This is a genomic window from Bartonella heixiaziensis (genome assembly GCF_046245125.2).
GTDB lineage: Bacteria > Pseudomonadota > Alphaproteobacteria > Rhizobiales > Rhizobiaceae > Bartonella > Bartonella heixiaziensis.
Window position 1 is genome coordinate 744629 of the sequence record NZ_CP176404.1, and the last position, 26540, is coordinate 771168.

Below are 26540 nucleotides of genomic sequence, written 5' to 3' on the forward strand. Positions count from 1 at the left end.
AAAATATACAAAACTCGATGACAAGCTACAGACAGGCAAAAATTAATAGGTTATTGGTAAGATAAAATTGAATGGTGGGTGATGAGGGGATCGAACCCACGACCCGCTGATTAAGAGTCAGCTGCTCTACCGACTGAGCTAATCACCCACTGCATCTTAAAAGATAAGAATAAACGGTTCTATAACGTTCCCAAGGGAGTATGTCTAGATGATTCATTGTTTTTTATATGGAAATGATAGAGGATCTATAGCGAAACTGTTTGTATAGTTAAATATAATACCCCCTCTTGATCTTATATGAAAATAACCCCATTATAAGAATCTCTGTAAATAAATGTTTTGATTGTTATGCGGAACTGTAGCTGGAGGATCGTCGAGCGTAATGCCCGAGAAAAATACAGAAGAACCTTCTTGTGGTTGCGAGCGATGGGGACCATCGTTCTGTTTTTTTAATTTTATCAATAACCATGTGCGTTTAAGTAATGTTGTGTTTTTGCTTGCTTTGGATGCGATCTGTTTGTGTTCAATATCCTTGGTTAATTATGAGAATAAAAGCTCATGAGTTTGTTTTGTCAACCGCGCGCTTTTAAGATTTTAGAGACGTTTTTTAAAGGTGAACTATGATGGAATGGATCGCTGATCCCCATGCGTGGTTTGGCTTGGTTACGTTGATTTTTCTCGAAATTGTTTTAGGAATAGATAACCTTGTTTTCATTGCAATTTTAGCCGAAAAGTTGCCGCTGCATTTGCGTGATCGTGCACGCTTAATAGGTCTCACTTTAGCACTCGTTATGCGACTTTTTCTTCTTACAATTATTGGATGGGTAATGAATCTTGATACGATGATTTTTTCATTCTCATCCTTTGTATTTAGTTGGCATAGCCTCATCTTGATTGGTGGTGGAGCTTTTTTGCTGGCAAAAGGAACACTAGAGTTACATGAAAGGTTAGAAGGGACGTCGCATGAAAGAAAAACAGGCGTTGCTTATGCTGTTTTTTGGCAGGTGATTGTCCAAATCGTAGTGCTGGATGCTGTATTTTCCCTAGATAGTATTATTACTGCGACAGGTATGATTGCAAAAGAGCAGGCAGCGGTTATGTATATAGCAGTAATTGCTGCCATGGGTGTGATGATGTGTGGATCGGGCGCTCTTATGCGTTTTATTAACCGTCATCCAACTATTGTAATCCTTTGTCTTGGCTTTTTGATGATGATTGGTTTTACTCTCATTGTTGAAGGGTTTGGCTTTCATATTCCAAAAGGGTATCTGTATGCTGCTATCGGTTTTTCTGTTCTCATTGAAGCGTTTAATCAAATTGGACGTCGTAATCGTGAAAAAATGATTACAACAAATGATTTACGAGGTCGAACAGCTGATGCGGTTTTGAGGCTCTTAGGGGGGGGAAACAAAGACAGTAATCTAGGTGAGACTGTAGATGTCATTGCTGAACAGGCAGCAGCTTCTGAACTGTTTCGTCCGGAAGAAAAAGAAATGATTCGTGGTGTTCTTGATTTGGCTGATCGTCCTGTTCGCTCTATTATGTCGCCACGTAATGAGATTGAGTGGTTAGATTTAAATGGTGACGAGAATGAAATGCGTGAGGAGTTACAACAGGTTAAACATAGCCGCTTAATTCTTGCACGTGAAAAAGTGGACGAATTTGTTGGTGTTGCTTTGACCAAAGATCTCCTTTTGAATTTGGCTGAAGGAAAAAAAATCAATTGGAAAAAAGCTATGCGAGAACCACTTGTTGTTCATGAAAATACAAGTGTTTTACGATTGATGGAGCAGTTACGCCGTTCTTCGATTCAGCTTGCAATTATTGTTGATGAACATGGATCTTTTGAAGGTATTGCAACACCAACCGATATTCTTGAAGCTATTGCAGGTGATTTTCCTGATGATGATGAAGAGCCGGTGATAGCAGAACAGCTTGAAGATGGAAGCCTTCTTGTTGAGGGATATGCTGATATCCGCCGTTTAAGTGGTTATCTTGAGCGGAATCTTGTTGATGAGGCAGACCGTTATACGACTCTAGCAGGATTTATGCTTTGGAGGTTTGGTCATTTGCCGAATGAGGGTGAAAGCTTTGAAGCTGATGGTTTGTGCTTTAAAGTTATCGAAATGGATCGCCGAAATATATCTAAAATTCTTATCTCTCCGCTTGTATTACCAGAAAAAAGCTGATCACTTTTGTAAGTAAAGTAATAGTAAACACTTCCTTATTATAGAAAGTGAAAAAGCTATGGAAATCAGCTGCTTGGTTATGTTTTCATTATTTACAGTTTTCTAAGCATGAAGCGATGGATAGGAAAACGTTGAATTATCAATAAATTTTCATGTTAGAAAGGGGTGTCATCGATGATCTTTGAAAGGTTTTGAGAGAGAAAACGATGCTGTGTGGTTTGTAAATGTCCACGAATGTCATGGTAACTATATATTGATATTGCACTATTTCTGCATTTTTTAAGACGAAAACTTTTTAAAATTTCTGTTTATATTTTTGTGTGGGCGTGGAACTCTGTTTATCCTTTCCTTTAATGAAATAAAAGCTTTAGAGAGGCTATCATACTGCAAAGTAGCAATCTCAATATTTTATGTTTAATATCGATAGAAGGTTATAGAAATTATTATTTTTCAGTAAAGAGTTTATCCAAGAGGTTGACCAAGTAGCTGTCTAAAAGAAGATTGGAGTATTGGACATATTTTTCATGTATTTTTGTACAGGGGGGGTGGTATGGAATAGAGGTGCTTCAATACTCATAAATAAAGAGAAATGAGAACAATGGTTACGTTCATTCAAATTATAAAGTCAAATGCAATGCGTTTATTGTTGTTTACGTTCGCAAAAAAGAGAGGGCGTTCATTTATTCAGGTGGTGTTTTGGGGACTCTTTTCAAATATTGTAGAGATTCAAAAATTGCTACAACAAATAAGGAAATAATGAGTGGTATGATCAGATAAAGCAATCTAAATACAATAAGTGCTGCAACAACATCGGTGGGATTTATATTGGACATACCTGTTATAAATAAAGCTTCAAGAACACCAACCCCTCCAGCTGGAGCATTAGAGAGAAGGGTTATCGTGAAAGATGTTAGAAAGACACCAAGCACAGAAATAAAATGAATATCTGTATCGTGCGGGAGCACGGCATATATAATTCCTGTTGCTCCTAAAAGTTCTAAGGGGCCGATGAGAAGCTGTTGAATGACAATTTTTAACCGTGGGTAGGAAATTTGAACGTTTTTGCCCAAACGTAAGGGTTTTAACTGAAGCCAACTGCCAAAAGTATAGAGTGCTACACAGCTGAGTAAAATGGCTCCAACCGTTGTTCCAAGCCATTCAGGAAGCTCATTATGCAGAAGAGAGATAATTTCGGGTTGCAAAATCAAAACAATTCCAAAAAGTAAGATTGTACCTATCACAAAAGTAAACGAGCAAAAACCTACCAATATGGCTATTTCTGTTCCACTTAATCCCTTCATTTTATAGGCACGATAGCGCACAACTGCACCAGAAAAAACAGAAGCGCCAATATTGTGTGAAAGAGCATAAGTGGTAAACGAACAGAGAGCAATAAAAATCCAAGAAATTTTATGACCTAGATGCTGCAAAGCAATTCGGTCATACCCAGCAAGAGCAGCATAAGCTAAAAGAGAGCACAAACAGGCTAATAGCCAATGTTGTGCATGTAAATTACTTAGGCGATCCACTACATCACTGAAAGAAATAGCAGAAAGCTTGATATAAAGGATTCGGATAGACACCAGCATTGCTAAGATACCAATAAATGGCCATATAAATTGCTTTATTTTCATGCTGTTTTATCCGTTTTTACTTATGTTTTCTGTAAATTTAATTCATGATTTTTCATATTCGTTACAGATCTCTGTCCAGTCATATGCTCGATAACACCATTGGCAATTTCTTCATCGTCAGTTACTACAATATCAGCACCTAAATCAATGAGATAAGTTGCATCTACATCGGATAATGCATGCGTAATTATCTGGATATCTTTCTTTATATCACGTATATTTACTATACATTCTCCTACTTCAATGGTACTTCGCATTGTAATAACAACTTTATAAGCATGGCTTATATTTGCTGCATTCATTATTTCTTGTTGAATGATATTGCCGCAAATGACTTCGAAACCGTCTGCTACTGCTTGATCAGTGAGGCGCTTTGATTCCTCTACTATCACTATGGGTTCACCTTTGTCTACTAAAGATAATGCAATACATTTACCAATACAACTGTAGCCAATAATTACGATATGGTTGGTTTTTAAGGTCATTGGTAAAAATCCTTGGTCAGGATCTTGTGGATCAATATCAATGATTTTTTGTGTATCTTGTGAATTTGCAGGAAAGTTTTCTAGACGTTTTTTAATTTTGTTACAAGCGATGAAAACAAGGGGATTAAGCAGAATAGAAAGAATTGCTCCTCCAATAATTAAATCATGGGCATCGTCGTTTAAAAGTCCTAGGCTCAAACTTAAACCTGCGAGGATAAAGGAAAATTCTCCGATTTGGGCAAGGCTTGCAGAAATAGTCAAAGCTGTTGCATTAGAATAGCGAAAAGCTTTAACGATAAAAAAGGCAACTACAGATTTTCCTAGGATAATAATGAATAACGTTGCTAAGAGGGAGAAAAAATGAGTCAATAGTTTCCCTGGGTCAAATAACATACCCACAGAAACAAAAAAGAGAACAGAAAACGCATCTCGTAGTGGTAAGGATTCTTCTGCTGCACGATGGCTTAATTCTGATTCACTCATGACCATGCCTGCAAAAAAGGCACCAAGAGAAAGAGAAACACCAAATAAATGGGCTGCCCCAAAAGCTACTCCTAGTGCAATCGCAAAGACACTTAGACGAAATAACTCACGTGATCCCGATTGTGCACTCATTTTTAGTAACCACGGAATAACACGCCGCCCAATAATGAGCATAAGTGCAATAAATATAATAACTTTTAGGATAGTAAGACCAAAAATTCCCCAAATACTCAAGTCTAACCATTGAACAAGAGGATCAAGCGCTTCCTTTTTTGTATTGCTAAGGACGTTTGCTAGAGATGGTATAAGGACAAGGATAAGGACCATCGCTAAATCTTCAATAATCAACCATCCAACAGCAATGCGTCCTTTTTCTGTTTCCATAAGATGGCGTTCTTGTAAAGCACGCAGCAGGATAACAGTACTTGCTATTGATAAAGCTAAACCAAAGACTAAACTACTGGTGAAACCCCATCCCATGATTAGACCAAGGCACAAGCCTAGAAAGGTAGAAAATGCCATTTGCGCAATGGCTGCAGGGATAGCAATAGCTTTGACTGATAAGAGATCTTTTAATGAAAAATGTAGCCCAACACCAAACATCAGCAAAATGACACCAATTTCAGCGAGTTGGTTGATAATGCTAGAATCTATTCTAAAACCGCCTGTATTTGGTCCCACAATAACACCAGCTAACAAGTATCCTACGAGTGGTGAGATACGCAAACGACTCGCAATCATTCCCAGAAGAAATGCTAAGCATAAACCCGCAACGATAGTTGTAATGAGTGGTGTGTCATGGAGCATGATAGTTACTTTTCGAAGAAAAAGGCATTAATTGAAACGACTATAATTTTTTTATAAGAAGAGGGGATTGGTACGTCATGTAATTACTAGGCATGTTCATTTTAGTTTAGTGTTTGTACGATTATTTCTTTCACGCCACCAATTTCCTAGCAAGAGTAAAATAGGGGCAGCAATGAAGATCGAAGATGATGTTGCAATAACAATTCCAAAGACCATGGGAAGTGCAAAATTATGGACAGCACTCCCGCCCCATATTGCCATAGGGAGCATAGCGAGAACTGTGGTAGCTGATGTAAATAGACAGCGTACAAGAACTTGATTAATTGAAAAATCAATCAGTTCACGCAGTGGCATTTTTTTATAAAGGCGCATATTTTCGCGCATTCTATCATAGACCACGACTTTATCATTTATGGAATAACCAACAATCGTTAAAAGAGCGGCGATAGCAGTTAAATTGAAATCAAATTGAAATAAAGCAAAAAAACCAATCATTTTTGTAGTGTCTAGAATGAGCGTTACAATTGCTCCAACTGCAAAGAACCATTCGAAGCGTAGCCATATATAGAGGGACATGGCAATTGCCGCGAGAATAACAGCAGTAAAAGCAGCTGTAGCAAGTTCACCTGAAATTTTGGGGCCAACAACTTCTATTTGATCAAAACTGGCGTTCGGATAGATGTTTTGTACTGCTTTTTTGACCTTATCAAGGGTAGCGGTTTGTTGTGTTTCGCCGCCACTTTGTTTCTGAATGCGGATCAGCACAGTGTTTGCATTATCCATATTTTGTAGCGTAACTTCACCGATATTAAGGGTAGAAAGCTTTGAACGCAAAGTTGCTAAGTTCGTTGGTTCTTTTGTTGTAATACTCATTTGGCTGCCACCAATGAAATCAATTCCGAAATTCAAGCCAGGTTTAAAAAACAGAAAAACTGAAGCAAGTGATAAAACAATTGAAACGCCAATACCAATAAAGCGCGCTTTCATAAAACGGAAAGTTGTACTTTGTGGGATAGCCTTGAAACTAGGCTGAAGATGTAGCGTTTTAATTTTCCATTTACGGACGACCCAAATCATCATGATGCGCACAATGGTGATATTTGTGAACATGGAGATGATAATACCAAGCAACATTGTTACAGCAAAACCGCGAACAGGACCAGTGCCAAACCAAAACAGTAAAATAGTCGCAATAATTGCGGTAACATTGGCATCAACGATGGTTGCGAAAGCATGCTTGAATCCACGATCTAAGGCAGCAAAGGCGCTGATACCTTTTCGACTTTCTTCACGGATACGTTCATTAATCAGAATATTGGCATCAACGGCGATACCGATACCTAAAATAATACCAGCAATACCAGGGAGTGTGAGTGTAGCGCCCAGAAGACTTAGCGCGGCCAATGTTAAAATAGTGTGGAGTGCTAGCGCTATATTCGCAATGATACCCCAAATCCCATAGAGAAGAAAAATAAAAACCGTGACAAGAATAAAGCCAATAATGCCTGTGTAAAGGCCCATTTGTATGGCGTCTGCACCAAGGTTTGGACCTACAGTCCTTTCTTCAATTACTGTTAGCGGCGCTGGCAAGGAACCAGCACGTAGAAGAGCAGCCAGAGTTGATGCTTCTTTGGGATCAAAATTTCCTGTAATTTGGCCTTGTCCGTTAGGAATGACACTATTGATGGTAGGAGCAGTCAACACTTTGTTATCAAGAACGATTGCAAAAGGACGATTAATATTTTGCCGTGTTATGTCTGCAAATATTTTTGAGCCAGTGGAGTTCATGGTGAATGAAATAATAGAACGTCCTGGAATTTGCGGATCAAAACCTGCACGGGCGTCTTTGAGGACATTTCCATCTAAGGCTATTTGGTCATAAATTGCATAGCGTTGTGTTTCGTCAGTATATCCAGGGAGGACTGAAACACCTACAGGTAGGTTATTTATATCCACGTTGGAGGGCACAAGATGAAAGGTCATCTTAGCGGTTGTTCCTAAAAGATCGCGTAGTTGCTTTGGGTCCTGTAGACCAGGCAATTGAACCATAATACGATCAGTTCCTACCTTTTGGATGGCTGGTTCAGTAACACCAACCTGATCTATACGGCGACGGATGATTTCCAAGCTTTGCTCAATAGCACTGCTGATACGTTCTTTAATGCCGGCTTCGGTTAACATCACACGAATCGTTTTATCTTGAGCACTGATAGTGATGTCACTGGCTGTTGTGCCAAATCTACTATGTATGGGAGTGATTAATGTCTTCAAAGCAGAAACAGCTTTTTCACTTTGTGTTGGATCAGAAAGAATCACAATTACGCTATCCTCGAGGACACGAATGCTCGACGTATGGATTTGCTTTTGACGTAGTGTGTTACGCACATTGCCTAAAACCATGTGTAGTTGATCACGTTTTAGTGTTTTAGCATCAACTTCGAGTAGAAGAGAAGAACCTCCCTGAAGATCAAGCCCAAGTGTTACTCGAGTGTCGGTTAAAAACTTTGAGTTTTTAACTTGTTCTTGCGAGAATAAATTGGGCAAGGCAACGTAAATGCTGCTTAAAAGGATAAAACAATAGAGAGTAGTTAACCAACCGGGTGTGCGCATGATATATTCCGCTAATAGGCAATCTAATGGTTATTTAAAGTAAAAACGCAGGAGTAAGATAGAATGATAATTTCATAGTTCAAGCAAGAGGAGGAGCACGTTTGTTTGCAAAACATTGTATTTGAAAATTATGGAGTTGTTGGCAAATAACTATGGCAATTATGAAAAATATATTCAATAGGAGAACGTTTTGAAGAGTAGTGAAAGGCAAAACATAATTTGTATGGAATGTCACAAACTTTTTTCTGGCAGATGTTATAATATTTAATTGATCAAAATTGCTCTCTAAACCAAATGCGTTAGTTATCATTACATTTTTGACGTTTATTCGTGCAACCAAAAGAGCATACACTCCTAAGCTACTCGTTAACAATGTGCCAAAGCTAGATAGCAAAAGCCAAGTCGTAAAAGGGAAAAATTTTTCTTTTTTGCAAGAAAGGTGCAAAAAAAACATACTAGAGTGCCCTCTTTGTCTTATTTAATTTCAAATTACTGTATTCTGCTTCTCTTATCAGTATTCTAGAATAAGGGGAAGCTTTTATAAAATTATTCTACAAAAGTTGAAAATATTTGTCTCATGTCATATTTTTAGAAAAGGCTATTCCTCATTTTATACCTAAGGCAAATATGTATTCATTTTTTAAAAAAAAATTATGCATTCTTGTTGGGATTATCGTTGTATCGAGCTCTTGTGCAGGGGGAGGGTGTTTTGCACAAGATGAAATAATCGGAGAATCGATAACTACACGCTCAATTGATAAAATTATTCAACAACAACAGTCAATTATTAAGAAACTTGAACAAGATACAGAAGCTTTAGAAAAAGACTTTGAAAGCGAATCAGAAGATGAAAGTGCTCTGTCAGAACTAAGGTTGCGGGCGCGAGATATCGGCAGACGTGCTATAGATGCAGCATTCATTTTTCGTACTCCTCTTAATGATATTAACGCACTTCTTGATAAGTTGACAGAGCTCCATGATGATCAAAAAAAATTGAAAAGTCAAAATAAGGAGCGCTCTAGTCTGATAGAACAAAGAACTAAGATTAATGGTACTGTACGCAAGCTTGAAGAAATCTTTTTAGCTACAAATAGAATAGCCGAACTTGCTCTTTCTCAGTCTCGAGAACTTTTTAAACGCAAGCTTACCTACAGGTTTGATTTTTCAATATCATTTGTTAAACATATCATTGATAAAACCAAAGAGGCTTCATCTAATTTTCTTTTTCTTTTCAGTTCTTGGTGGAATTTTGTATTTTATTTAAAGCCTTTACAGCTATTTCTTTCCTTCTTGATTCCGTTTTTTGTTGCTTTAGGTCTTTCTTATTTTTCTCGTAAAGCTCTTGTTCGTGTGTACTGTCATGCTACAAAGTGTAATGAGGAAGTATCTTATTTACAACGCTTATTGATTGCTTTTATTTCAATTCTTCTACCTTCGCTTGTGTGTGTTGTTTGCGTTTATCTCGTATTTTTTTTGTTTGATAATTTTAACTTGAATCCAGGAAAACTTACAACGGTATTTCATACGGTTGGAAGTCAAATAAGTTTGGTTTTTTTGATAAATCGTTTAGCAGTTGTTCTTTTATCATCAAATATGCCGCATGTGCGCCTTCTCAATATTGCATCGTCGCCAGCATATCAATTGGTTATTTTGCTTACTTTTTTAGGTGGAGTTTTGGCATTTGATGCTGTTCTTGATAGTGTTTATCAAGCGGTTTTAGCCTCTCTTTCCTTAACAATTGCAAAAAGTTTTATCGCTGTTTTGCTGGTAGCAATATTGCTTTTTATAATTTCATTTGTGCCTTTGCGTTTCAGACGTGGGCGTTCTCAAGAGGAAAAAGGAAAGTTGTTGCTTTGGCCATTTTATATACGCATTCCCCTCATTTTATTGGGATTATTGCTTATCGTGATGGATTTTTGGGGTTATGTTGGTTTGGCTCGTTTTATTATGCAGCAAATTGTAATTAGTGGGGCATTTTTGGTTCTCATGTATTTGGGGATACAAAGCGCTCAAGCGCTTGGGGCTAAAGGCCAATTTATGAAAACGAGCGTTGGTCGTATTTTGATGCAATGGTTGCATTTGGAAGAAAAAACAATGAATCAATTGGGGATTGTTATTAGCGTTTTCCTCAATTTAGCAGTTGTCGTGTTTTGTGCAATGCCTATTATTGTGCAGTTCGGATTTGCGTATTCTGACTTGAAAGCAGTATTATGGCAGTTGTTTACTGGTTTTCAAATTGGAAATGTGTCTATTTCTTTGATTTCCATTGTAACAGGAATCGTTGTTTTTTTTGTCTGTTTGTTCCTTATCCGCCGATTTATCGGTTGGTTGGATGGCACGGTGTTGGCGAATGGGGAATTTGATTCTGGTGTACGTAATTCTATCAAAACGGTTATAAGCTATGGGGGTGTTGTTGTATCTGCCTTGATAGGATTGTCAATGGCAGGATTGGATCTCAGAAATTTTGCACTTATTGCCGGTGGGCTTTCTCTTGGCATAGGTTTTGGTTTACAGAATATCGTTCAAAATTTTGTATCTGGGCTTATTATTTTGGTTGGAAGACCGTTTAAATTAGGTGATTACGTAGAATCTGGATCAGTAGGTGGTATTGTCAAACGTATCAGTGTGCGCGCAACCGAACTTGAAACGTTTCAGCGAAAAACAATTATTATTCCTAATTCAACCCTTATTAACAATAATGTAAGTAACTGGACTAGAAATAACAAAATAGGACGGGTTGATATACCTGTTACTGTTTCACCCAATATCACTCCAGAACGTGTTATTGAAATTTTGCTGGAGATTGCTTTAGCAACAGAGGGGGTTTTAAAAAATCCTGCGCCACAGGTGAGTTTTAATGCATTCGATAGCAAAAGCTTCTCATTTACCTTGGCTATCTACGTGCCTAACATCACTTCACCTTCTAAGGTGATTAATAGTCTTCGCTTTGTATTATATAAGCGTCTTGCTAAGGAAGGAATCCTAGAATGAGGAAATGTGTTTATATTTTTATTGCAGTTGCACTGTTGGATGTTGTGTCAATGCCAGCTTTTGCTGCGACTGTGAAGAATACTGATTTAAAAGTACAGTCGATAATCATTGCTGAAGGTAGTACATCTTCAAATATTTCGTTGAATAATAATCAAACAGTTACAGTTTGTATGAAGGGGTGTTTTATTACCTTTCCCAATAAAGACCGTTTTGCTGTAACGGCAGAAGATAATATAGAAATCAATGAGGATAGAGCAATTTTTAAATAAGATGTTTTAAGATTTTTTTGTGATTAGGGAGGAATTGAAAGAACTTTGGTATCGTTTTCGAATAGTTGATAATATCATGATTAAAAGTTTTTTTGGTAAAAGCGTATGATATCGGTGTGAGATTTAGCATTAAGTTTGGCATTGAGTATTGGGTAAGCGGGATTTTCTTCATATCTACAGAAAATAAAATATGTATTTAGAATAAACAAAATTTAAATATTTAGAATAAGTTTTTAGCTTTTTATATTAATAAATGGTAAGTTCTTAATAGGAAATGGTATTAATCGTTTCTTTTTACGTTTATATATTTAAAAAACATACATGTTTATTATTTTATAGTTTAATGCTTTGTGATGGTAATTTTTAATCTTATTTTTTTACTTTTAAAAAGTAAGAGAAATACATACTTATTAAATAGATTATCTATCATATTAAAATTTGATAAATAGCGATTATAAAGAAAGTAATCTGAAATATTTCTTGTGATGTTTCATGAAAAAAGTCGTTTCATAATCTCATTGTAGGACTTTGGTGTGACAATTGGATGACAAAACCTAATAGTCTTATTATTTTAAAAACTAACATGGTAGTTTTTGTGTATAAGTTTTTATATTTTTAAGTATTACTTATTGATAAAATATAAAAATTGATTAATATTACCTTCTAATCCTAAAGCTTTAATAGTTATATGGAGTATATAGAGAGTGTAGTAAATTTGTAGCATATTATAGCGCTTTGTTTTTCTAAATGTGATTATTTTGTATTATGTTTAAACAATAGCAAGGGGATATAATTTTATGAATACGAACTATTTATTAGCAGTATCTGCTTTTGCTTTCTTTTCAGCTTCTGTAGTGCAAGCAGCAGATGTGGTGGCTTCTGATCAGTCAGAGCATGTTGTTGCACCAGCTGTTGTTTCTCCCCCTTTTTCTTGGGAAGGGTTTTATTTCGGAGGCCAAGTTGGTGGTTTTTCAAGTAAGCTTTCTGCAACTACTCGTGACGTTAATATTCCTCTCTTTCCTGATGAGGATAGTAAAAATAAAAAGTGGGTACCAGTTGAGAAAAAGCATCTGCCAGAACTTTCTGGTTTTGTAGGTGGTATTTATGCTGGTACAAATATAGATCTTGGCAATAATTTTATTTTGGGTATTGATACAGATATAATTCTTTCTGGACGAAAGGATACAAAAACTGTCGTTCATTATGATGATTCTGGTGAAGTTGGAGGTGGAACAGAACCAGAGAGTGGTGGAACAGAACCAGGGAGTGGAACAGAACCAGGGAGTGGAAAAGAACCAGAGGGTGGAAAAGAACCAGAGGGTGGAAAAGGACCAGGAAGTGGAACTGAGGAACATGCAAAACAGATGAGGTCAAAGAGACTGAGAAGTGGGGCAAATAAAGTTTCTTGGCCAGCTACAAGAAATTATAGAGAGGCAGGAGGAACAGAAAAAGACAGTATGACTTTTTCTCATACTTTAAAAGAAAAATGGGTTGGTGCGACACGGATACGTGTTGGTTTTTCTTCGGGTCGTATAATGCCTTATATTTCTGGTGGTGTCGTTTATGGGAAGTTTCAAGATATTTTGTCGATATCAATTACAGGACAAGAGCCCTTTAATGCTACATCAGATGATACTCGAACAATGATTGGTTATACTCTTGGTGGTGGTATTGACTTTGCGATGACAGATAAGATTATTGCGCGTGCAGAATATCGTTATTCAGATTTTGGTAAAAAGAAATTCGGAGAAGAGATTGAGCTTGACTATAAGACGAATAATTTTCGTTTTGGTGTTGCTTACAAATTCTAAATTTTTGCAAGATTAAATTATTAAAAGGCCCTTCTTTTGATGGGGCCTTTGTTTTTTATCGGATACACTGTAAAGTACTGTTTTTATGATGTAAAGGAAGCTATTGATTTTTAATGATTATGATGAAATGAAGAAACGTCGCTGAAACTTCTATTTTTTAGAATAAAGCGTCTTAGGATTATTTGCATGACTAAAACACAAGTTCAGAAAAAACTCTGATTCGTAATTTTGTATAATCACAAATCCACTTTACAATGCTTATTACAGCGTTACAAAAGATAGCCTATTTAATTCCTAATTTGTCTGAAATAAGGAGAAACTTGTGTGTAATGGTGCGGACGGCGGGACTTGAACCCGCAAGGTCTTTGACCGGCAGATTTTAAGTCTGCTATGTTTACCGATTTCATCACGTCCGCGATAAGAGCTTTCTCATAAGCTATATTTTTTACTGAATCAAGAATTAATGATAAGAAGGTAACTTTTCATTCTTTGATAAATTTTTGGCTGACAATAGTTACCTTTATAGTTAGAAGAAACCCATACGATATTAACGAAACATAAAATGACGGTGTTATGAGTAAATTTATTCAAGATGTAAGCAGAGCTACAACGGCTTTGCATAATGTGTTTGCTGAAACACCACTTCAAAGAAATGATTTTCTGAGTCAAAAATATGATGCAGAAATTTATTTGAAACGTGAAGATTTAACACCAGTACGCTCATATAAGATTCGTGGCGCTTTTAATTTTGTTTCAGAAATGCTTGGTGAGATATCTCAAGATGCTGCATTCGTTTGTGCATCAGCTGGTAATCATGCGCAAGGTGTTTCTTTTGTTTGCCGCTATTTTAAGCGCAAAGGCGTGATTTTTATGCCTGTGACAACTCCGCAACAAAAAATTGATAAGACGCGCATTTTTGGTAAAGAGTTTATTGATATTCGTTTAGTTGGTGAAACATTTGATCAATGTTATGCGGCTGCACAATCTTTCGCTGCTGAAAGTGGTGGTGTGATGGCACCACCTTTTGATGATATTCGTATTATTACGGGGCAGGCGACAGTTCTATGCGAGGCTGTTTTGCAATGGAAAAAACTCAATGGGGAAAGTGAGCCAGATTTGATCATTTTGCCCGTAGGCGGAGGTGGTTTGGCTAGTGGCGTAAGCAAGTTTTTACATGACTATGGTTGGAAAACAGAGATTCGTTTTGTTGAGCCGCAAAGAGCTGCAAGTTTGCTTGCTTGTTTGAAGAGTGGAAAACGTGTCAAACTTGAAAATATTGATACATTTGTAGATGGTGCTGCTGTGGCTGAAATTGGTGCGTTAAATTATACAATGCTGAAGCGATTTTCACCAGATTCTGTTATTACAGTTCCTGAAAATCGTGTTTGTTCTACAATGGTTGAAATGCTTAATGTTGAAGGTGTGGTTCTTGAACCAGCAGGTGCTTTATCAATTGATGCCCTTAATAGTCTTTCTTCTCAAGAGTTGAAAGGTAAAAAAATTCTTCTCGTTATTTCAGGAGGTAATTTTGATTTTGAGCGTTTGCCAGACATTAAAGAGCGTTCTTTGCGTTTTCAGGGATTGAGAAAATATTTTATTTTTAGTTTTCCACAACATCCTGGTGCACTACGTAATTTTCTTGCTCAACTTTCTCCAGATGATGATATTGTGCGCTTTGAATATTTCAAAAAATCATCCAGAAGCTTTGGTTCTGTTTTAATTGCAATTGAAACAAAAAAATACAATAATTTTTGCCTCTTAGAAGAAAAATTCCAAGCATTAGGTTGGCGCTATCGTGATATTACTGACGATCAAACATTATTTGATTTTGTCATCTGAGAAGCTAAAATTTATTTGAAACAAGAGCTATAAAAATGAAGTCTATTTTTTATTCTATACTAGGTCTATTTTTGTTTTTTTATGCTGGCAAACAAAGTTTAGCATCTGAGCCAACGACAGCAGAAAAAGCTGAACTTTCGAATCTTATTGTTGATGTTAATCATGCAGTGAAAAATGGAAATTTTGTGTCTCTTTCTACTTATATGCCCAGTCGGCTTTATAAAGAAATGGCACGCCGATTGAATACGACAGAGGATAATTTACGTGAAAATTTTCTTAAACAGCTGCGTGTTCAATTTGAGAATTTGCCTACAGGCGCTTATCGCTTAGATGAAGCGAATATAGATTATCTGCAAACTGATAACGGCACTTTTTATGCTTTAATTCCAACGCTGCTCGAGACACATGATCGTATCATTCAGTATAAAACTTTGGCGATTTTTGACAAAACACAATGGTATTTAATTTATGGTGGTCAGAAAACTGTACAAAATCCGGTCTTTCTTGAGATTTATCCTGATTTTAATGAGGTGCATTTACCGAAGGAAACAATCATCAAGAAATAAGTGGTTATATTATTGTTTTTCATTATCAATGATATCCAATTATAAATAGATTTCATAAAGTACTTGATTTTTTATTGTAATCGAACGATAGTATGGGAAAAGGTGTTTGGGCTGGTTAATTAGCTCTTTGTAGAATAGAATTTTGCACCTTTCTCCTTGATTTTAAGGTGTTCATTGGGTGCGCAAATCGCTCTTTCAAGCGTTGCTTCATAGATTTGTAATATCAAGATTTCTCTTGCGCGGATTCTTGAATAACACGGTTCGGCTTAATACTTGTTTATAGTTATTGGGCTGAGGAAAGATTTTATTTTGAATTTAAATAGAGAAAACGTCTTCACAGAATTGGGGTTGCCTGCTCTTTTGGTTAAAAACTTACTTATTGCTGGTATGAATAAACCTAAACCTATTCAAGAACAAGCTATTCCAATGATGCTGAAAGGGCATGATATTTTAGGTATTGCACAAACAGGCTCTGGAAAAACTTTGGCATTTGGTTTACCTGTTCTAAGTCAAGTTTTAGCTTTAGGTGATAAACGTTGTCCTAGAACTGCGCGCGCTTTGATTTTGGCTCCTACACGTGAACTCGCTGTTCAGATTGATGAAACAATTCGTACTGCAGCAAAAGGAACGCATCTTTCCACCTGCCTCATTTTAGGTGGGGTATCGCGTTTTAAACAAATTAAACGTATGGAAGCAGGTGTGGATGTTTTAATAGCAACACCAGGGCGTTTAATGGACCTTGTTCGTGCAAAATGTATTGATCTTTCTCAATCTCGTTTTTTGGTTCTCGATGAAGCAGATCGTATGTTAGATATGGGCTTTATTAATGATGTTCGGCAAATTGCAAAACTTTTGCATAAAGAGCGTCAGACAGCACTATTTTCTGCGACAATGCCGAAAGAAATTACCACACTTGCAAAATGTCTCCTCAAGGATCCTGTGAGAGTAGAAGTTGCTCCTCAAGGAACTACCGCTGCGGAAATTATTCAAAAGTTATATTGCGTTCCTACGCGTGAAAAAAAGAATGTTTTAGCTCAACTTTTGACCAATCCGGCTTTCACTTTGGTTATTGTCTTTACTCGAACTAAACATGGTGCTGATGCTGTTACACGTAATTTAGCAAAGATAGGGTATTCTGTTGCAACAATTCATGGAAATAAATCACACAGTGCGCGGCAGCATGCATTAAGAGCTTTTCGGGAAAGATCAGTACGGATTCTTGTTGCAACAGATATTGCAGCGCGCGGTATTGATGTAACAGGAATAAGCCACGTTATTAATTATGATTTACCAGATGAAGCTGAAAGCTATGTACATCGCATCGGTCGCACAGGACGCAATGGTGAATCTGGCAACGCACTCACACTTTTTGATGAAGGGGTAGAGCGGGCGCGGTTGCGTGCTGTAGAGCGCTTAATTCGTATGAGATTAGTGCCTGAAGTCGTTCCAGAACAGTTTGCAGAATTTCCAGAAAAGCCAATTGTGCCAGAAAGTAGAGACAAAGAAAATAGTAAGAAAATTCATTTTAGAAAATCTAAACCTCAGAAGCATTTTGGGGGGCGCAAAGATAATGCTGCACAGTCACAGAGGAGAAATTCTTCACCTTCAAATGAAAAACACGAAAAAGCAAAAGCAGCAGAAAAACGTACAAAATCCTTTCGTTTCCGTAAGACAGTGAAGAAGGCAGCTTGAGTAAAATATTTAGATGAGATTGTAAGCTCAGAATATTTTCCTCTTTCTGACTTTTTTAGTTTGAACGAGAGCAAGACAAACATTCAAGAAAGTGCCTCTTCCAAGTATTCCGGCAATCATGTTGATACGGCAAATAGACGGATGATCTCACATATCGGTTGTGAAGATGGTTGCGGATATCTTTGTCACTTTTTATCGGGAATTTTTGCAATGTAAATACAGTCCAGTTCAACATTGTGATCAAGTTTTAAGACAGAGATAAATGTTTTGGTAGGTGAAAGAACTTGGCAGGATGATACGAATAGTGATCCGTTTTTTCGTGATGGTTAGTTGCCAATTTCTTTGGATAAGCAAGATGTTTCGGTTATCAGTTCCAACCTCGTAAGAGATATTTTGAATCATAACAAGCATGGAGCACATTTATGTGGTTGGAAAGATGGTCAAGAAACGAAGCAACAAAGATCAAGATCTCACGGAAAAAGAATAACAGCTGCTTCACGAGATGATTGAGACCTACCAAGGTTTGAAGATGATGTCATGCTTCATGAAGTGGTTAGCATTCATTGTCTTTATGTTTATTATCGATTTTGCTCGTCTCATGGACGCACTCGAGAATATCTTTGCACATTTGAACAGTGGTTCTCAAAGAGTTAGTTTCTCTAAATCTTTCTCAAAATGCTTAAAAAAACCAAAAAAAATCCATGATTTGTAATAATTAGAGAAAAAATCTGAGGATTTTTGTTGGAATCACAATGAAATGATTATTGTTCTGAAAGAATTTTTTTAATGCTAACACCATTTGGTAAAACCTTACGAAAACTTCGCCTTGATCACTCCGAATGTCTATTATAGATATGGCTAAGAAATTAGACATATCTGTATCATTTTTATCTTCTGTAGAAATTGGCAAAAGATCTGTTCCTGTAGGACTGGAAGAAAAGGTAATTGAACTCTATGCTTTAGATCAAGAGAAGGCTTTACTCTTAAGAAAAGCAGCTTATGCTTATCGCAAAAGTTTTACAATCAAGACTTCTGATCCGTTGAGGCGTGAAACTGTTGTTGCGTTTATGAGACTTTTAGATGGCTTACATCAAGAAGCGTTAGCAGACTTCAAAGAAACATTAGAAACATTGTGCGAAGCGTGCTTTATAGAGAAATGTTAGAAAATCCTATTCCCTCACTTTTATCCACGCATCCCTCATTTTAAAAAATATATGGAAAATCAATAAATTATTTTTGATAAAAAAAGCATGGTGCCCCCAGAGAGACTCGAACTCCCGACCCCCTGATTACAAATCAGGTGCTCTACCAACTGAGCTATAAGGGCATAACCAAGTAGGAAGTAGCACAAACTCACAAAAAGGAAAATAGAAAATTGTCAGTTTTTGTATACATTTTTAAAAACCTATATCGTAAATTGTAAAAATAATCGGCTTCCTTATTTTCTTACCATCTTTTTTAGAAATATTGGATATTATTCACATGTTAATATTGAGTGGCAGTGTTAATAAGAACCCTCTGTTTCGTTATCAGATTACGAATCAGAAGGAGCAGATTGATTAGAAAGATATTTTTCTAGCCAGTGGATATTATAATTACCATCTGCAACATCTTGATTGTTAATGAGATCGCGAAAGAGAGGCAATGTAGTTTTGATGCCATCAACCACAAATTCATCTAAAGCACGTCGTAAACGCATCATGCATTCTAAACGTGTACGTCCATGAACAATCAGCTTCCCAATCATGCTATCATAATAAGGTGGAATGCGATAACCTGAATACGCACCTGAATCAACACGAATTCCTAAACCTCCCGGTGTATGAAAATGCGTAATGGTTCCTGGTGAAGGTGTAAAGTTAACAGGATCTTCCGCATTGATGCGACATTCAATAGCATGGCCAGAGAAACAGATATCATCTTGTGCAACTGAAAGACTACAGCCTGAAGCAATATGAATTTGCTCATGGACTAAATCTATGCCTGTAATTGCTTCAGTGATAGGATGCTCAACTTGTAAACGCGTATTCATCTCTATAAAGTAGAATTCGCCATTTTCATAAAGAAACTCAATGGTGCCTGCTCCACGATATCCAAGTTGTGCACAGGCATTTGCAACAATATCGCCGATTTTTTTCCGTTCAGTTTCATTAAGCGCAGGTGAAGTCGCTTCTTCCCATATTTTTTGATGACGTCGTTGAAGTGAACAATCGCGTTCTCCTAAATGGATGGCATTCCCTGCTCCATCACCTATAATTTGAATTTCAATATGGCGTGGTTTTTCTAAATATTTCTCGATATAAACTGCATCATCACCAAAAGCCGCTGCCGCTTCTGAACGGGTTGTTTTGAGAGCTAGAGCAAACTCTTGCTCAGAATGGACGACTTTCATGCCACGTCCACCACCACCAGCAGAAGCTTTAATAATAACGGGATAACCAATTTCACTCGCAGTACGTAAAGCCTCTGCTTCTTCAGTGACTGCTCCATTTGAACCTGGGACTACAGGAATTCCAAGTTTTTGAGCAGTTTTCTTTGCTTCGATTTTGTCACCCATAATTCGAATATGAGCAGCCGTTGGGCCAATAAATGTAATATCATGGGCTTCTAGAACATCTGCAAATTTTGCATTTTCAGAAAGAAAGCCATAGCCTGGATGAACAGCATCAGCTCCTGTGATCTCGCACGCAGCAATAATTTGTTGAACACTCAAATAAGAATCACGGGCTGGGGGAGGACCAATACAGACACTTTCGTCTGCAAGACGAACATGCATTGCATCAGCGTCAGCAGTTGAGTGAACAGCTACGGTTTTTATTCCAAGTTCTTTACAGGCGCGCAAAACGCGAAGAGCAATTTCTCCCCGATTAGCAATGAGGACTTTCCGAATCATAGTGGCTCCTCGCTTTATTCAACAACAATAAGTGGTTCACCAAACTCAACGGGCTGGCCATCTTTAACAAAAATACTTGTCACCGTGCCTGAGCGTGGCGATGGAATTTGATTCATCGTTTTCATTGCTTCAATGATAAGTAGCGTTTGTCCTTCAGAAACATTTTGCCCTACCTCTACAAAAAATTGTGCACCTGGTGAAGGTGCAAGATACGCAGTACCAACCATTGGAGATGTTATAGCATTTTTTGTTTTATCTTCTTGCGTAGGAGTTTCAGTTATTGGAACTGGAGGAGAAGCTACGGAAACAGTAGGGGTGGAAATGGGGGCGTAGATTGTTTGTTCGGAAGCAGTGGAGATATTTTGACGTGATACACAAATACGAAGTCCGCCCTGTTCAAGTTCAATATTTGTTAAATTTGTATCATTCAAAATTTCAGCAAGATCGCGGATAATTTTCGTATTGATTGCGGTATGTCTTTCCGCGTCCACTTTTTTTGTTGCCATTTTATTTCTAACTCCTTGATCAATGAAGATCGTCATTATTTAATTTTTATGACTTAATATCTCTAGACTAGGGATGCACTTTTAAGAAAGCTTCTATTAAAGGCTGTTTAGTTTTTTCAGAATTATACTTTGCAATTTAAAACCAGTGTCTGCTACGAGCAATTGTACTTATAAGCCTGTTATTAAAAAAGAGAAAGCATAAAATCATCTAATTTACGGTATTCTTTATAAAGTTAGTGGTGAAAGAAAAGATATTCACTGCATATTTTCTATAGCTTCTTTTAGAATATCTTCGGTCACAGCTCCGATAAGGACTTTATCATCAATGATGTAAGAAGGCGTTCCCGTGATATTGAGTTGAGAGGCAATATCAATATTTTCTTTAAAGGATTCCCGCAAGTTAGGATTTTTTATTGCATTGCGCAGCTTTTTTTCATTTGCTCCTAATGAAACTGCTATTTTTATAGCTTGGGCTTCATTTGCACGACTCGGATGCGTTAAAAGCGCTTTGTGAAATTGAGGATATTTCTCTGGAAATTGTTTTCGAAAAGCATAGGCAACAGCATGTGCCGCCATAGAATCAGATCCCAAAATTGGTAAATCTTTAATAATAACCCGTAGGTCGGAGTGTTCTTTTATTAAGTTCTCTATGTATGGATAGGAGATTTTACAATATCCACAATTGTAATCAAAAAAATCAACGAGCACTCTTTTACCATTTGGATTTCCCAAAACAGCATCATGAGGGGAGTGAAAAATTTTCTTTTTCAATGAATTGATAATGGAAGCTTGTTCTTGAGCTTTTTGTTCGCTTTGCTTTTCCAGTTTTTCTTGAAGGATAAGCTGCATTTCAATCATAATTTCTGGATGAGTAAGCAAATATTCTCTTATGATCTTCCGAATATCTTGATCGTCGATACGTGGTGTAATTTTTTCTCTAAGCTTAGTTAAAAAGGCGAGGTCTTCCAAAAGTTGTATTTTAAGGTTTTCTGAGCTCAAATAATTTGGTGTTTTCTCACTTGATTTTGCATCTGATAGAGAAAAGCAGATAAAAATACTCAACATAACTGTTGCTGAAAATTTTGCACTGAGCGTTGTTTTTTTATGTTGAGGTTGATAGAGCATCTGTATACCTTTATGTTTTTTTTGTGATGTTGTTTCAACTTTATAAAAAGTATTGCGTATATGAAACAAAGCAATTAACTATGTTTTAAATCTAGTGAGTTGCGGAAAAAATATCAATTTTTTTCTTTTCTATAAGAAGATTTCATGTAACGCATATTTTATGGTGATTATGTTTTTATGGTAGCTGAAGCTTACTTATTTACTACAGAAGAAAGCACATTAACAATCCAATAGAAAGCATTTGTATTGACTTTTTGCTGTTGCTTTATTGAGCACTGTGGAACAAGTTAAATTGAATGATGAAAAGTGAAATTATGAAAACCATAACGCATTATGACCTGTTTATTATTGGTGGAGGAATAAACGGATGTGGATTGGCAAGAGATGCAGCTGGACGCGGATTTAAAGTAGGATTGGCTGAAATGAATGATCTTGCATCAGGAACATCAAGTGCATCAACAAAGCTTATCCATGGTGGTCTTCGTTATCTTGAACATTATGAGTTTAGACTTGTTCGTGAAGCTTTGAAAGAACGTGAGATCATTTGGCGTATGGCTCCACATATTGTGCGTCCTTTGCGTTTTATCCTCCCTTATCATAAAAAATTGCGTCCTGCTTGGATGTTACGTTTTGGACTTTTCATTTATGATTATCTCGGTAACTGGAATCAAAAACTGTGGCGCAGTAAAACAGTTAATTTTTCAAAAAATTTTAGCTCTATACTTAAGGAAGAGTACCATAAAGGTTTTGAATATTCTGATGCAAGAGTAGATGATGCCCGTTTGGTAATTGCTAATGCACGCGATGCAGAAAAACGGGGAGCAGATATAAAAGTACAGACAGAGGTGCTGTCTTTAAAGAGAGAAGAAAAAAAATGGCTTATGATTCTTCAAGATAAGTTAACAGGCAAAGAATATTGCGTTACAGCTTCTTATGTTGCAAATATGACTGGTCCTTGGATTAATCATATTTTGGCAGATGTATTAAATTGTAAAGAGCATCCACCAGTACGACTTGTTAAAGGTTCTCATATTCTGGTTCCCAAACTTTATGCTCATGATCGTGCTTATATTTTTCAAAACGGTGATGGACGTATTATTTTCTCTATTCCGTATCAAGAAGAGTTTACATTGCTTGGAACAACAGATTGTGATTATCAAGGTGATCCTGCTAATGTTCATATTACGGATACTGAGATTGATTATATCTGCACAGCAGCGAGTGAATATTTCATACAGCCGGTGTTACGTGAGAATATTGTCTGGGCTTACTCTGGTGTGCGTCCACTTTATGATGATGGAGCTTCAAAAGCACAAGAAATTACGCGTGATTACGTTCTGAGGGAGATGGGTACAGAAAGTTTGCCACGGATTCTTAATCTTTATGGTGGTAAGATTACAACTTACCGCAAATTAGCTGAAGATGCGATGAATTTTATTGAAAAAGCTCTTGGTAAAAAGGGAGCAGCGTGGACAAGAAACTCAACGCTCCCTGGGGGGGATTTTCCATATAATAGATTGGATACAATTGAAACAAAGATCGCTCTTTTGATTCCAGATTTAGATGCTTTTACATACCGTAGACTTGCTCGGTCTTATGGTTCGGAGGCGCTGATGATATTTGCAAATGGTAAGGCCGATAAAGGGAAAGACTTTGGACATGGGCTTTATGAAGTAGAAGTAAAATGGTTAATGGAAAAAGAATGGGCTACGACATGTGAAGATGTATTATGGCGCCGTTCAAAACTTGGGCTTTTGTTTAATAAAGAAGAAGTTGATATTCTTTCTGCCTATATGGAAAACAAAAAAGAGATCACACAAAGTTTATGATGACAAACTCTTTACAGAATTTATAACGATTTATTATGGCATTTATTCATGTATTAAGTTGAAAAATACTGAAAAGAAATAAAGCCCCATAATGGCGTGAATAGTGTAATACTTTGATCTTTTGTTTATAAGACTATAAAGATCTTAAATGTTTTACTAAATAATGCCAGAATCAGCTTTAAAGACAGTATGAGTGGATAAGAGCGTCATTCAAATTCATTTTTTTAGTTATTGTTTACTATTTTATAAAGTTGATTGCGTAATTATATATCCAGAAGTCGTTTCATGAGGAACATGATATTTTCTGATTTTATTTATTTTAGCAAAATTTCAAATCAATTTGAAAGAACAATTGGATGTAGCACATATATCTATACTCCCAATTGATTGTAAAAGAGAAAAAACTTTTTCTATGAATTAGAAAAGCGAGTATTGGTATGTATCCGTGGCAAGCCTTAAGGGAGATATAAGAGTAATCCTCCTATGATATTTTATAATCCTCCTTCACCAGTAAAATTTGCAGTAGCACCAATGTTGGGCTGGACAGATCGACATTGTAGATTTTTTTATCGTCTTTTAACAAAAAAGGCACTCCTTTATACAGAAATGATTGTAGCAGATGCTGTAATCCATGGTGTTCGAAAACAACTGTTATCTTTGAATGATAAAGAACATCCAATTGCGTTGCAATTAGGAGGTTCAGATCCGCAAAAATTAGCAGAGGCCGCGCGAATTGCAGAAGATTTTGGTTATGATGAGATAAATCTCAATGTTGGTTGTCCGTCAAATCGCGTTCAATCTGGCACATTTGGTGCTTGTTTGATGCTACGTCCAGACATTGTAGCAAATGCTGTGGAAGCGATGAAACAAGTTGTTACACTCTCTGTAACTGTTAAATGTCGTGTTGGGGTGGACGAGCAGGATGAAGAATTGGCTTTAGATCTTTTAGCTGATCAAGTTTGGAATGCTGGGGGTGATGCACTATGGGTTCATGCACGTAAAGCTTGGTTAAAAGGATTAAGTCCAAAGGAAAATCGTGATATTCCTCCACTTAATTATGAAAGAGTTTATAAATTAAAAGGTAAATATCCTGATAAATTCATTGGGATAAATGGTGGAATTAAATCGATTGATGAGATTAAAGAGCATTTGACTTTATGTGATGCTGTCATGATTGGCCGCCAAGTTTATCATGATCCAATTTTATTGAAGCATATTGATTCTGAAATATATGGTGAGTCGCAGAGTGATCTTAACGATGCTGATCTTATTGAAGCCATGTGTGATTATGCTACCAAACATATCGCATTAGGAGGGAGGCTTTCTCATGTAACGCGTCATATGGTTGGCTTGTTTCATGGTCGAGATGGAGCACGTCGATGGCGACAAATATTATCAAATGATGCAACAAAAAGGGATGTAGACGTGCATGTTTTAAAAGAAGCTTTTGCTGCACTCACTTAGCAACATTTTATCATATCAACCGATAGCAAAGTTTAGATTTGCTAAAGTTTTTCTTCTTAAGAAAACTTTTGAAGCAATTCAAGTTTGAGGATTTCAGAAAGTTACCGCCTTTCTTGTAGAAAGGATGCTGGAGCACATGTTAAAGGGCATAATCATCAAATATTGAAATAGGATAATGTATTTCAGAATACTTTTTATCTATAAGTTAATAAAAACAGTTAGTTAGTGCAAAATTTTCCGTTAATGATATTTCGTGTTCAAAACAATACTTAAAAAAAACAACAAATTATTCATATCCTGTTTATATGACAAGATTCTTACTGCATATTATAGATTTAAAAAGGTATGTTCATGACCGTTAGTCCGTTTGATGATTTTCGTGCTTTACTCACAAATTTACCTGTTGCTGATGAGTTTTCTATAATTTTGGCAAAAAAACGGCAAACAAGTTTAACAAAGGAGAAAGGGGCGCTAGGAAAATTGGGAGATATAGCGGTTTGGTATGCAGGATGGCGAGGTACAGAAAAGCCTATCGTAACGCGGCCATTGGTCGCTATTTTTTCTGGCAACCATGGCATCACAGAGGAAAACATTACACCATTTCCGCAATCTATAACACAAAAGATGGTACAAAATTTTGCAGTTGGTGGTGCTGCTATCAATCAAATTTGCATAGCATATGATCTTGGATTGAAGATATTTGATTTGGCTTTGGAATATCCAACAATGAATATTACCAAAGATGCAGCAATGGATGAGCGCAGCGCTGCTGCTACAATGGCATTTGGAATGGAATCTATTGCTGGTGGAACAGATCTCTTGTGTGTCGGTGAAATGGGAATTGGAAATACGACGATAGCTTCAGCTTTATGTTTAGCATTGTTTGGTGGAGAAGTTGAGGAATGGATAGGAAGTGAGATAGAGGCTGAGAAAAAATTTTATCAGCGTAAAATAGCTGCTGTTAAGACCGCTGTTTCTTTACATAAGCATCATTTTAATGATCCTTTTCAAATAATGCGTTGCTTAGGAGGGCGTGAAATAGCTGCTATGGTAGGTGCCATTTTAGCTGCAAGAATGGAAAAAATACCGGTTATTTTGGATGGTTTCGTAGCAACAGCAGCAGCAGCAGTACTTTATAAAATGCATCCAAGAGTTCTTGATCATACTCTTGTTGGGCACGTTTCCTCTGAACCAGCGCATCGCAAGCTTTTAGAAAAAATTAATAAAGAACCACTCCTAGATCTGGGTATGCGTGTTGGTGAAGGGACAGGTGCGGCTATGGCGGCTGGTATTGTGAAAGCAGCTGTTTTAACGCATGCACAAATGGCGGCGTTCGAACAATAAAGT

At 36.8% G+C, this 26540-nt stretch carries 16 protein-coding genes, 3 tRNA genes and 1 pseudogene; 11 read left to right on the top strand and 9 right to left on the bottom strand.

The window, feature by feature from the left end; translation table 11 throughout:
* Positions 1–72: 72 nt before the first annotated feature.
* Positions 73–148, bottom strand: a tRNA-Lys gene (locus ACKC4Y_RS03255).
* Positions 149–620: 472 nt separating this feature from the next.
* Here ACKC4Y_RS03255 and ACKC4Y_RS03260 point away from each other — a divergent pair.
* A complete protein-coding gene (locus ACKC4Y_RS03260; RefSeq protein ID WP_409361946.1) occupies positions 621–2189 on the top strand; it encodes a TerC family protein in 1569 nt (522 codons plus the stop codon).
* Positions 2190–2869: 680 nt separating this feature from the next.
* Here ACKC4Y_RS03260 and ACKC4Y_RS03265 read toward each other — a convergent pair.
* From ACKC4Y_RS03265 to secD, 3 genes are all read right to left on the bottom strand, one after another.
* On the bottom strand, positions 2870–3823 hold the full coding sequence (locus tag ACKC4Y_RS03265) for a lysylphosphatidylglycerol synthase transmembrane domain-containing protein (RefSeq protein WP_409361947.1): 954 nt from the start codon (positions 3821–3823) through the stop codon (positions 2870–2872).
* A gap of 20 nt (positions 3824–3843) precedes the next feature.
* The gene (gene ybaL / locus ACKC4Y_RS03270) at positions 3844–5598 is read right to left on the bottom strand and encodes a YbaL family putative K(+) efflux transporter (protein WP_409361948.1); all 1755 of its coding nucleotides are present in this window, start codon (positions 5596–5598) and stop codon (positions 3844–3846) included.
* A 96-nt stretch (positions 5599–5694) separates the two neighbouring features.
* Positions 5695–8208 (bottom strand): protein translocase subunit SecD, encoded by a 2514-nt coding sequence (secD, locus tag ACKC4Y_RS03275; protein WP_409361949.1) that lies wholly within the window; start codon positions 8206–8208, stop codon positions 5695–5697.
* Positions 8209–8835: 627 nt separating this feature from the next.
* On the opposite strand from secD, the gene ACKC4Y_RS03280 reads away from it, so the two are divergent.
* The 3 genes from ACKC4Y_RS03280 to ACKC4Y_RS03290 all read left to right on the top strand — a co-directional run bounded on the left by ACKC4Y_RS03280 (position 8836) and on the right by ACKC4Y_RS03290 (position 13279).
* Entirely contained in the window at positions 8836–11199 is a 2364-nt protein-coding gene (locus ACKC4Y_RS03280; protein WP_409361950.1) for a mechanosensitive ion channel family protein, read from the top strand.
* Entirely contained in the window at positions 11196–11468 is a 273-nt protein-coding gene (locus tag ACKC4Y_RS03285; protein ID WP_409361951.1) for a hypothetical protein, read from the top strand. The genes ACKC4Y_RS03280 and ACKC4Y_RS03285 overlap by 4 nt, the downstream gene beginning before the upstream one ends.
* A gap of 797 nt (positions 11469–12265) precedes the next feature.
* A complete protein-coding gene (locus ACKC4Y_RS03290) occupies positions 12266–13279 on the top strand; it encodes an outer membrane protein (RefSeq protein ID WP_409361952.1) in 1014 nt (337 codons plus the stop codon).
* 330 nt (positions 13280–13609) lie between these two features.
* Here the strand turns inward: ACKC4Y_RS03290 and ACKC4Y_RS03295 are convergent.
* A tRNA-Leu gene (locus ACKC4Y_RS03295) sits at positions 13610–13695 on the bottom strand.
* A gap of 157 nt (positions 13696–13852) precedes the next feature.
* Here ACKC4Y_RS03295 and ilvA point away from each other — a divergent pair.
* The 4 genes and pseudogenes from ilvA to ACKC4Y_RS03315 all read left to right on the top strand — a co-directional run bounded on the left by ilvA (position 13853) and on the right by ACKC4Y_RS03315 (position 18539).
* Positions 13853–15118 (top strand): threonine ammonia-lyase IlvA, encoded by a 1266-nt coding sequence (gene ilvA / locus ACKC4Y_RS03300; protein ID WP_409361953.1) that lies wholly within the window; start codon positions 13853–13855, stop codon positions 15116–15118.
* Between the two features lie 35 nt (positions 15119–15153).
* A complete protein-coding gene (locus ACKC4Y_RS03305) occupies positions 15154–15684 on the top strand; it encodes a hypothetical protein (protein WP_409361954.1) in 531 nt (176 codons plus the stop codon).
* 279 nt (positions 15685–15963) lie between these two features.
* Entirely contained in the window at positions 15964–17376 is a 1413-nt protein-coding gene (locus ACKC4Y_RS03310; RefSeq protein ID WP_409362138.1) for a DEAD/DEAH box helicase, read from the top strand.
* A gap of 786 nt (positions 17377–18162) precedes the next feature.
* Positions 18163–18539: pseudogene (locus ACKC4Y_RS03315) on the top strand (XRE family transcriptional regulator).
* 88 nt (positions 18540–18627) lie between these two features.
* Here ACKC4Y_RS03315 and ACKC4Y_RS03320 read toward each other — a convergent pair.
* The 4 genes from ACKC4Y_RS03320 to ACKC4Y_RS03335 all read right to left on the bottom strand — a co-directional run bounded on the left by ACKC4Y_RS03320 (position 18628) and on the right by ACKC4Y_RS03335 (position 21900).
* Positions 18628–18703: transfer RNA gene (locus tag ACKC4Y_RS03320), tRNA-Thr, on the bottom strand.
* A gap of 207 nt (positions 18704–18910) precedes the next feature.
* Positions 18911–20269 carry an acetyl-CoA carboxylase biotin carboxylase subunit gene (accC, locus tag ACKC4Y_RS03325; protein ID WP_409361955.1) on the bottom strand — a complete coding sequence of 453 codons (1359 nt, stop codon included), beginning with the start codon at positions 20267–20269 and terminating at the stop codon, positions 18911–18913.
* 14 nt (positions 20270–20283) lie between these two features.
* Positions 20284–20775 carry an acetyl-CoA carboxylase biotin carboxyl carrier protein gene (accB, locus tag ACKC4Y_RS03330; protein WP_409361956.1) on the bottom strand — a complete coding sequence of 164 codons (492 nt, stop codon included), beginning with the start codon at positions 20773–20775 and terminating at the stop codon, positions 20284–20286.
* 255 nt (positions 20776–21030) lie between these two features.
* Complete coding sequence (locus tag ACKC4Y_RS03335) at positions 21031–21900, bottom strand: DsbA family protein (protein WP_409361957.1); 870 nt, start codon at positions 21898–21900, stop codon at positions 21031–21033.
* 296 nt (positions 21901–22196) lie between these two features.
* On the opposite strand from ACKC4Y_RS03335, the gene glpD reads away from it, so the two are divergent.
* From glpD to cobT, 3 genes are all read left to right on the top strand, one after another.
* Positions 22197–23729 (top strand): glycerol-3-phosphate dehydrogenase, encoded by a 1533-nt coding sequence (gene glpD, locus ACKC4Y_RS03340; protein ID WP_409361958.1) that lies wholly within the window; start codon positions 22197–22199, stop codon positions 23727–23729.
* Positions 23730–24212: 483 nt separating this feature from the next.
* Positions 24213–25193, top strand: a complete 981-nt coding sequence (gene dusA / locus ACKC4Y_RS03345) for a tRNA dihydrouridine(20/20a) synthase DusA (RefSeq protein ID WP_409361959.1) — start codon at positions 24213–24215, stop codon at positions 25191–25193.
* Positions 25194–25544: 351 nt separating this feature from the next.
* Positions 25545–26537 carry a nicotinate-nucleotide--dimethylbenzimidazole phosphoribosyltransferase gene (gene cobT, locus ACKC4Y_RS03350; protein ID WP_409361960.1) on the top strand — a complete coding sequence of 331 codons (993 nt, stop codon included), beginning with the start codon at positions 25545–25547 and terminating at the stop codon, positions 26535–26537.
* Positions 26538–26540: the final 3 nt, after the last annotated feature.

Bases quoted from the DNA above. Each gene is read 5' to 3' on its own strand.
- ACKC4Y_RS03265 (WP_409361947.1), bottom strand. From the start codon at position 3,823: ATGAAAATAAAGCAATTTATATGGCCATTTATTGGTATCTTAGCAATG.
- ACKC4Y_RS03260 (WP_409361946.1), top strand. From the start codon at position 621: ATGATGGAATGGATCGCTGATCCCCATGCGTGGTTTGGCTTGGTTACG.
- ACKC4Y_RS03305 (WP_409361954.1), top strand. From the start codon at position 15,154: ATGAAGTCTATTTTTTATTCTATACTAGGTCTATTTTTGTTTTTTTAT.
- ACKC4Y_RS03335 (WP_409361957.1), bottom strand. From the start codon at position 21,900: ATGCTCTATCAACCTCAACATAAAAAAACAACGCTCAGTGCAAAATTT.
- cobT (WP_409361960.1), top strand. From the start codon at position 25,545: ATGACCGTTAGTCCGTTTGATGATTTTCGTGCTTTACTCACAAATTTA.
- ACKC4Y_RS03280 (WP_409361950.1), top strand. From the start codon at position 8,836: ATGTATTCATTTTTTAAAAAAAAATTATGCATTCTTGTTGGGATTATC.
- accB (WP_409361956.1), bottom strand. From the start codon at position 20,775: ATGGCAACAAAAAAAGTGGACGCGGAAAGACATACCGCAATCAATACG.
- ACKC4Y_RS03285 (WP_409361951.1), top strand. From the start codon at position 11,196: ATGAGGAAATGTGTTTATATTTTTATTGCAGTTGCACTGTTGGATGTT.
- ilvA (WP_409361953.1), top strand. From the start codon at position 13,853: ATGAGTAAATTTATTCAAGATGTAAGCAGAGCTACAACGGCTTTGCAT.
- glpD (WP_409361958.1), top strand. From the start codon at position 22,197: ATGATGAAAAGTGAAATTATGAAAACCATAACGCATTATGACCTGTTT.
- ACKC4Y_RS03290 (WP_409361952.1), top strand. From the start codon at position 12,266: ATGAATACGAACTATTTATTAGCAGTATCTGCTTTTGCTTTCTTTTCA.
- dusA (WP_409361959.1), top strand. From the start codon at position 24,213: ATGATATTTTATAATCCTCCTTCACCAGTAAAATTTGCAGTAGCACCA.
- accC (WP_409361955.1), bottom strand. From the start codon at position 20,269: ATGATTCGGAAAGTCCTCATTGCTAATCGGGGAGAAATTGCTCTTCGC.
- secD (WP_409361949.1), bottom strand. From the start codon at position 8,208: ATGCGCACACCCGGTTGGTTAACTACTCTCTATTGTTTTATCCTTTTA.
- ybaL (WP_409361948.1), bottom strand. From the start codon at position 5,598: ATGCTCCATGACACACCACTCATTACAACTATCGTTGCGGGTTTATGC.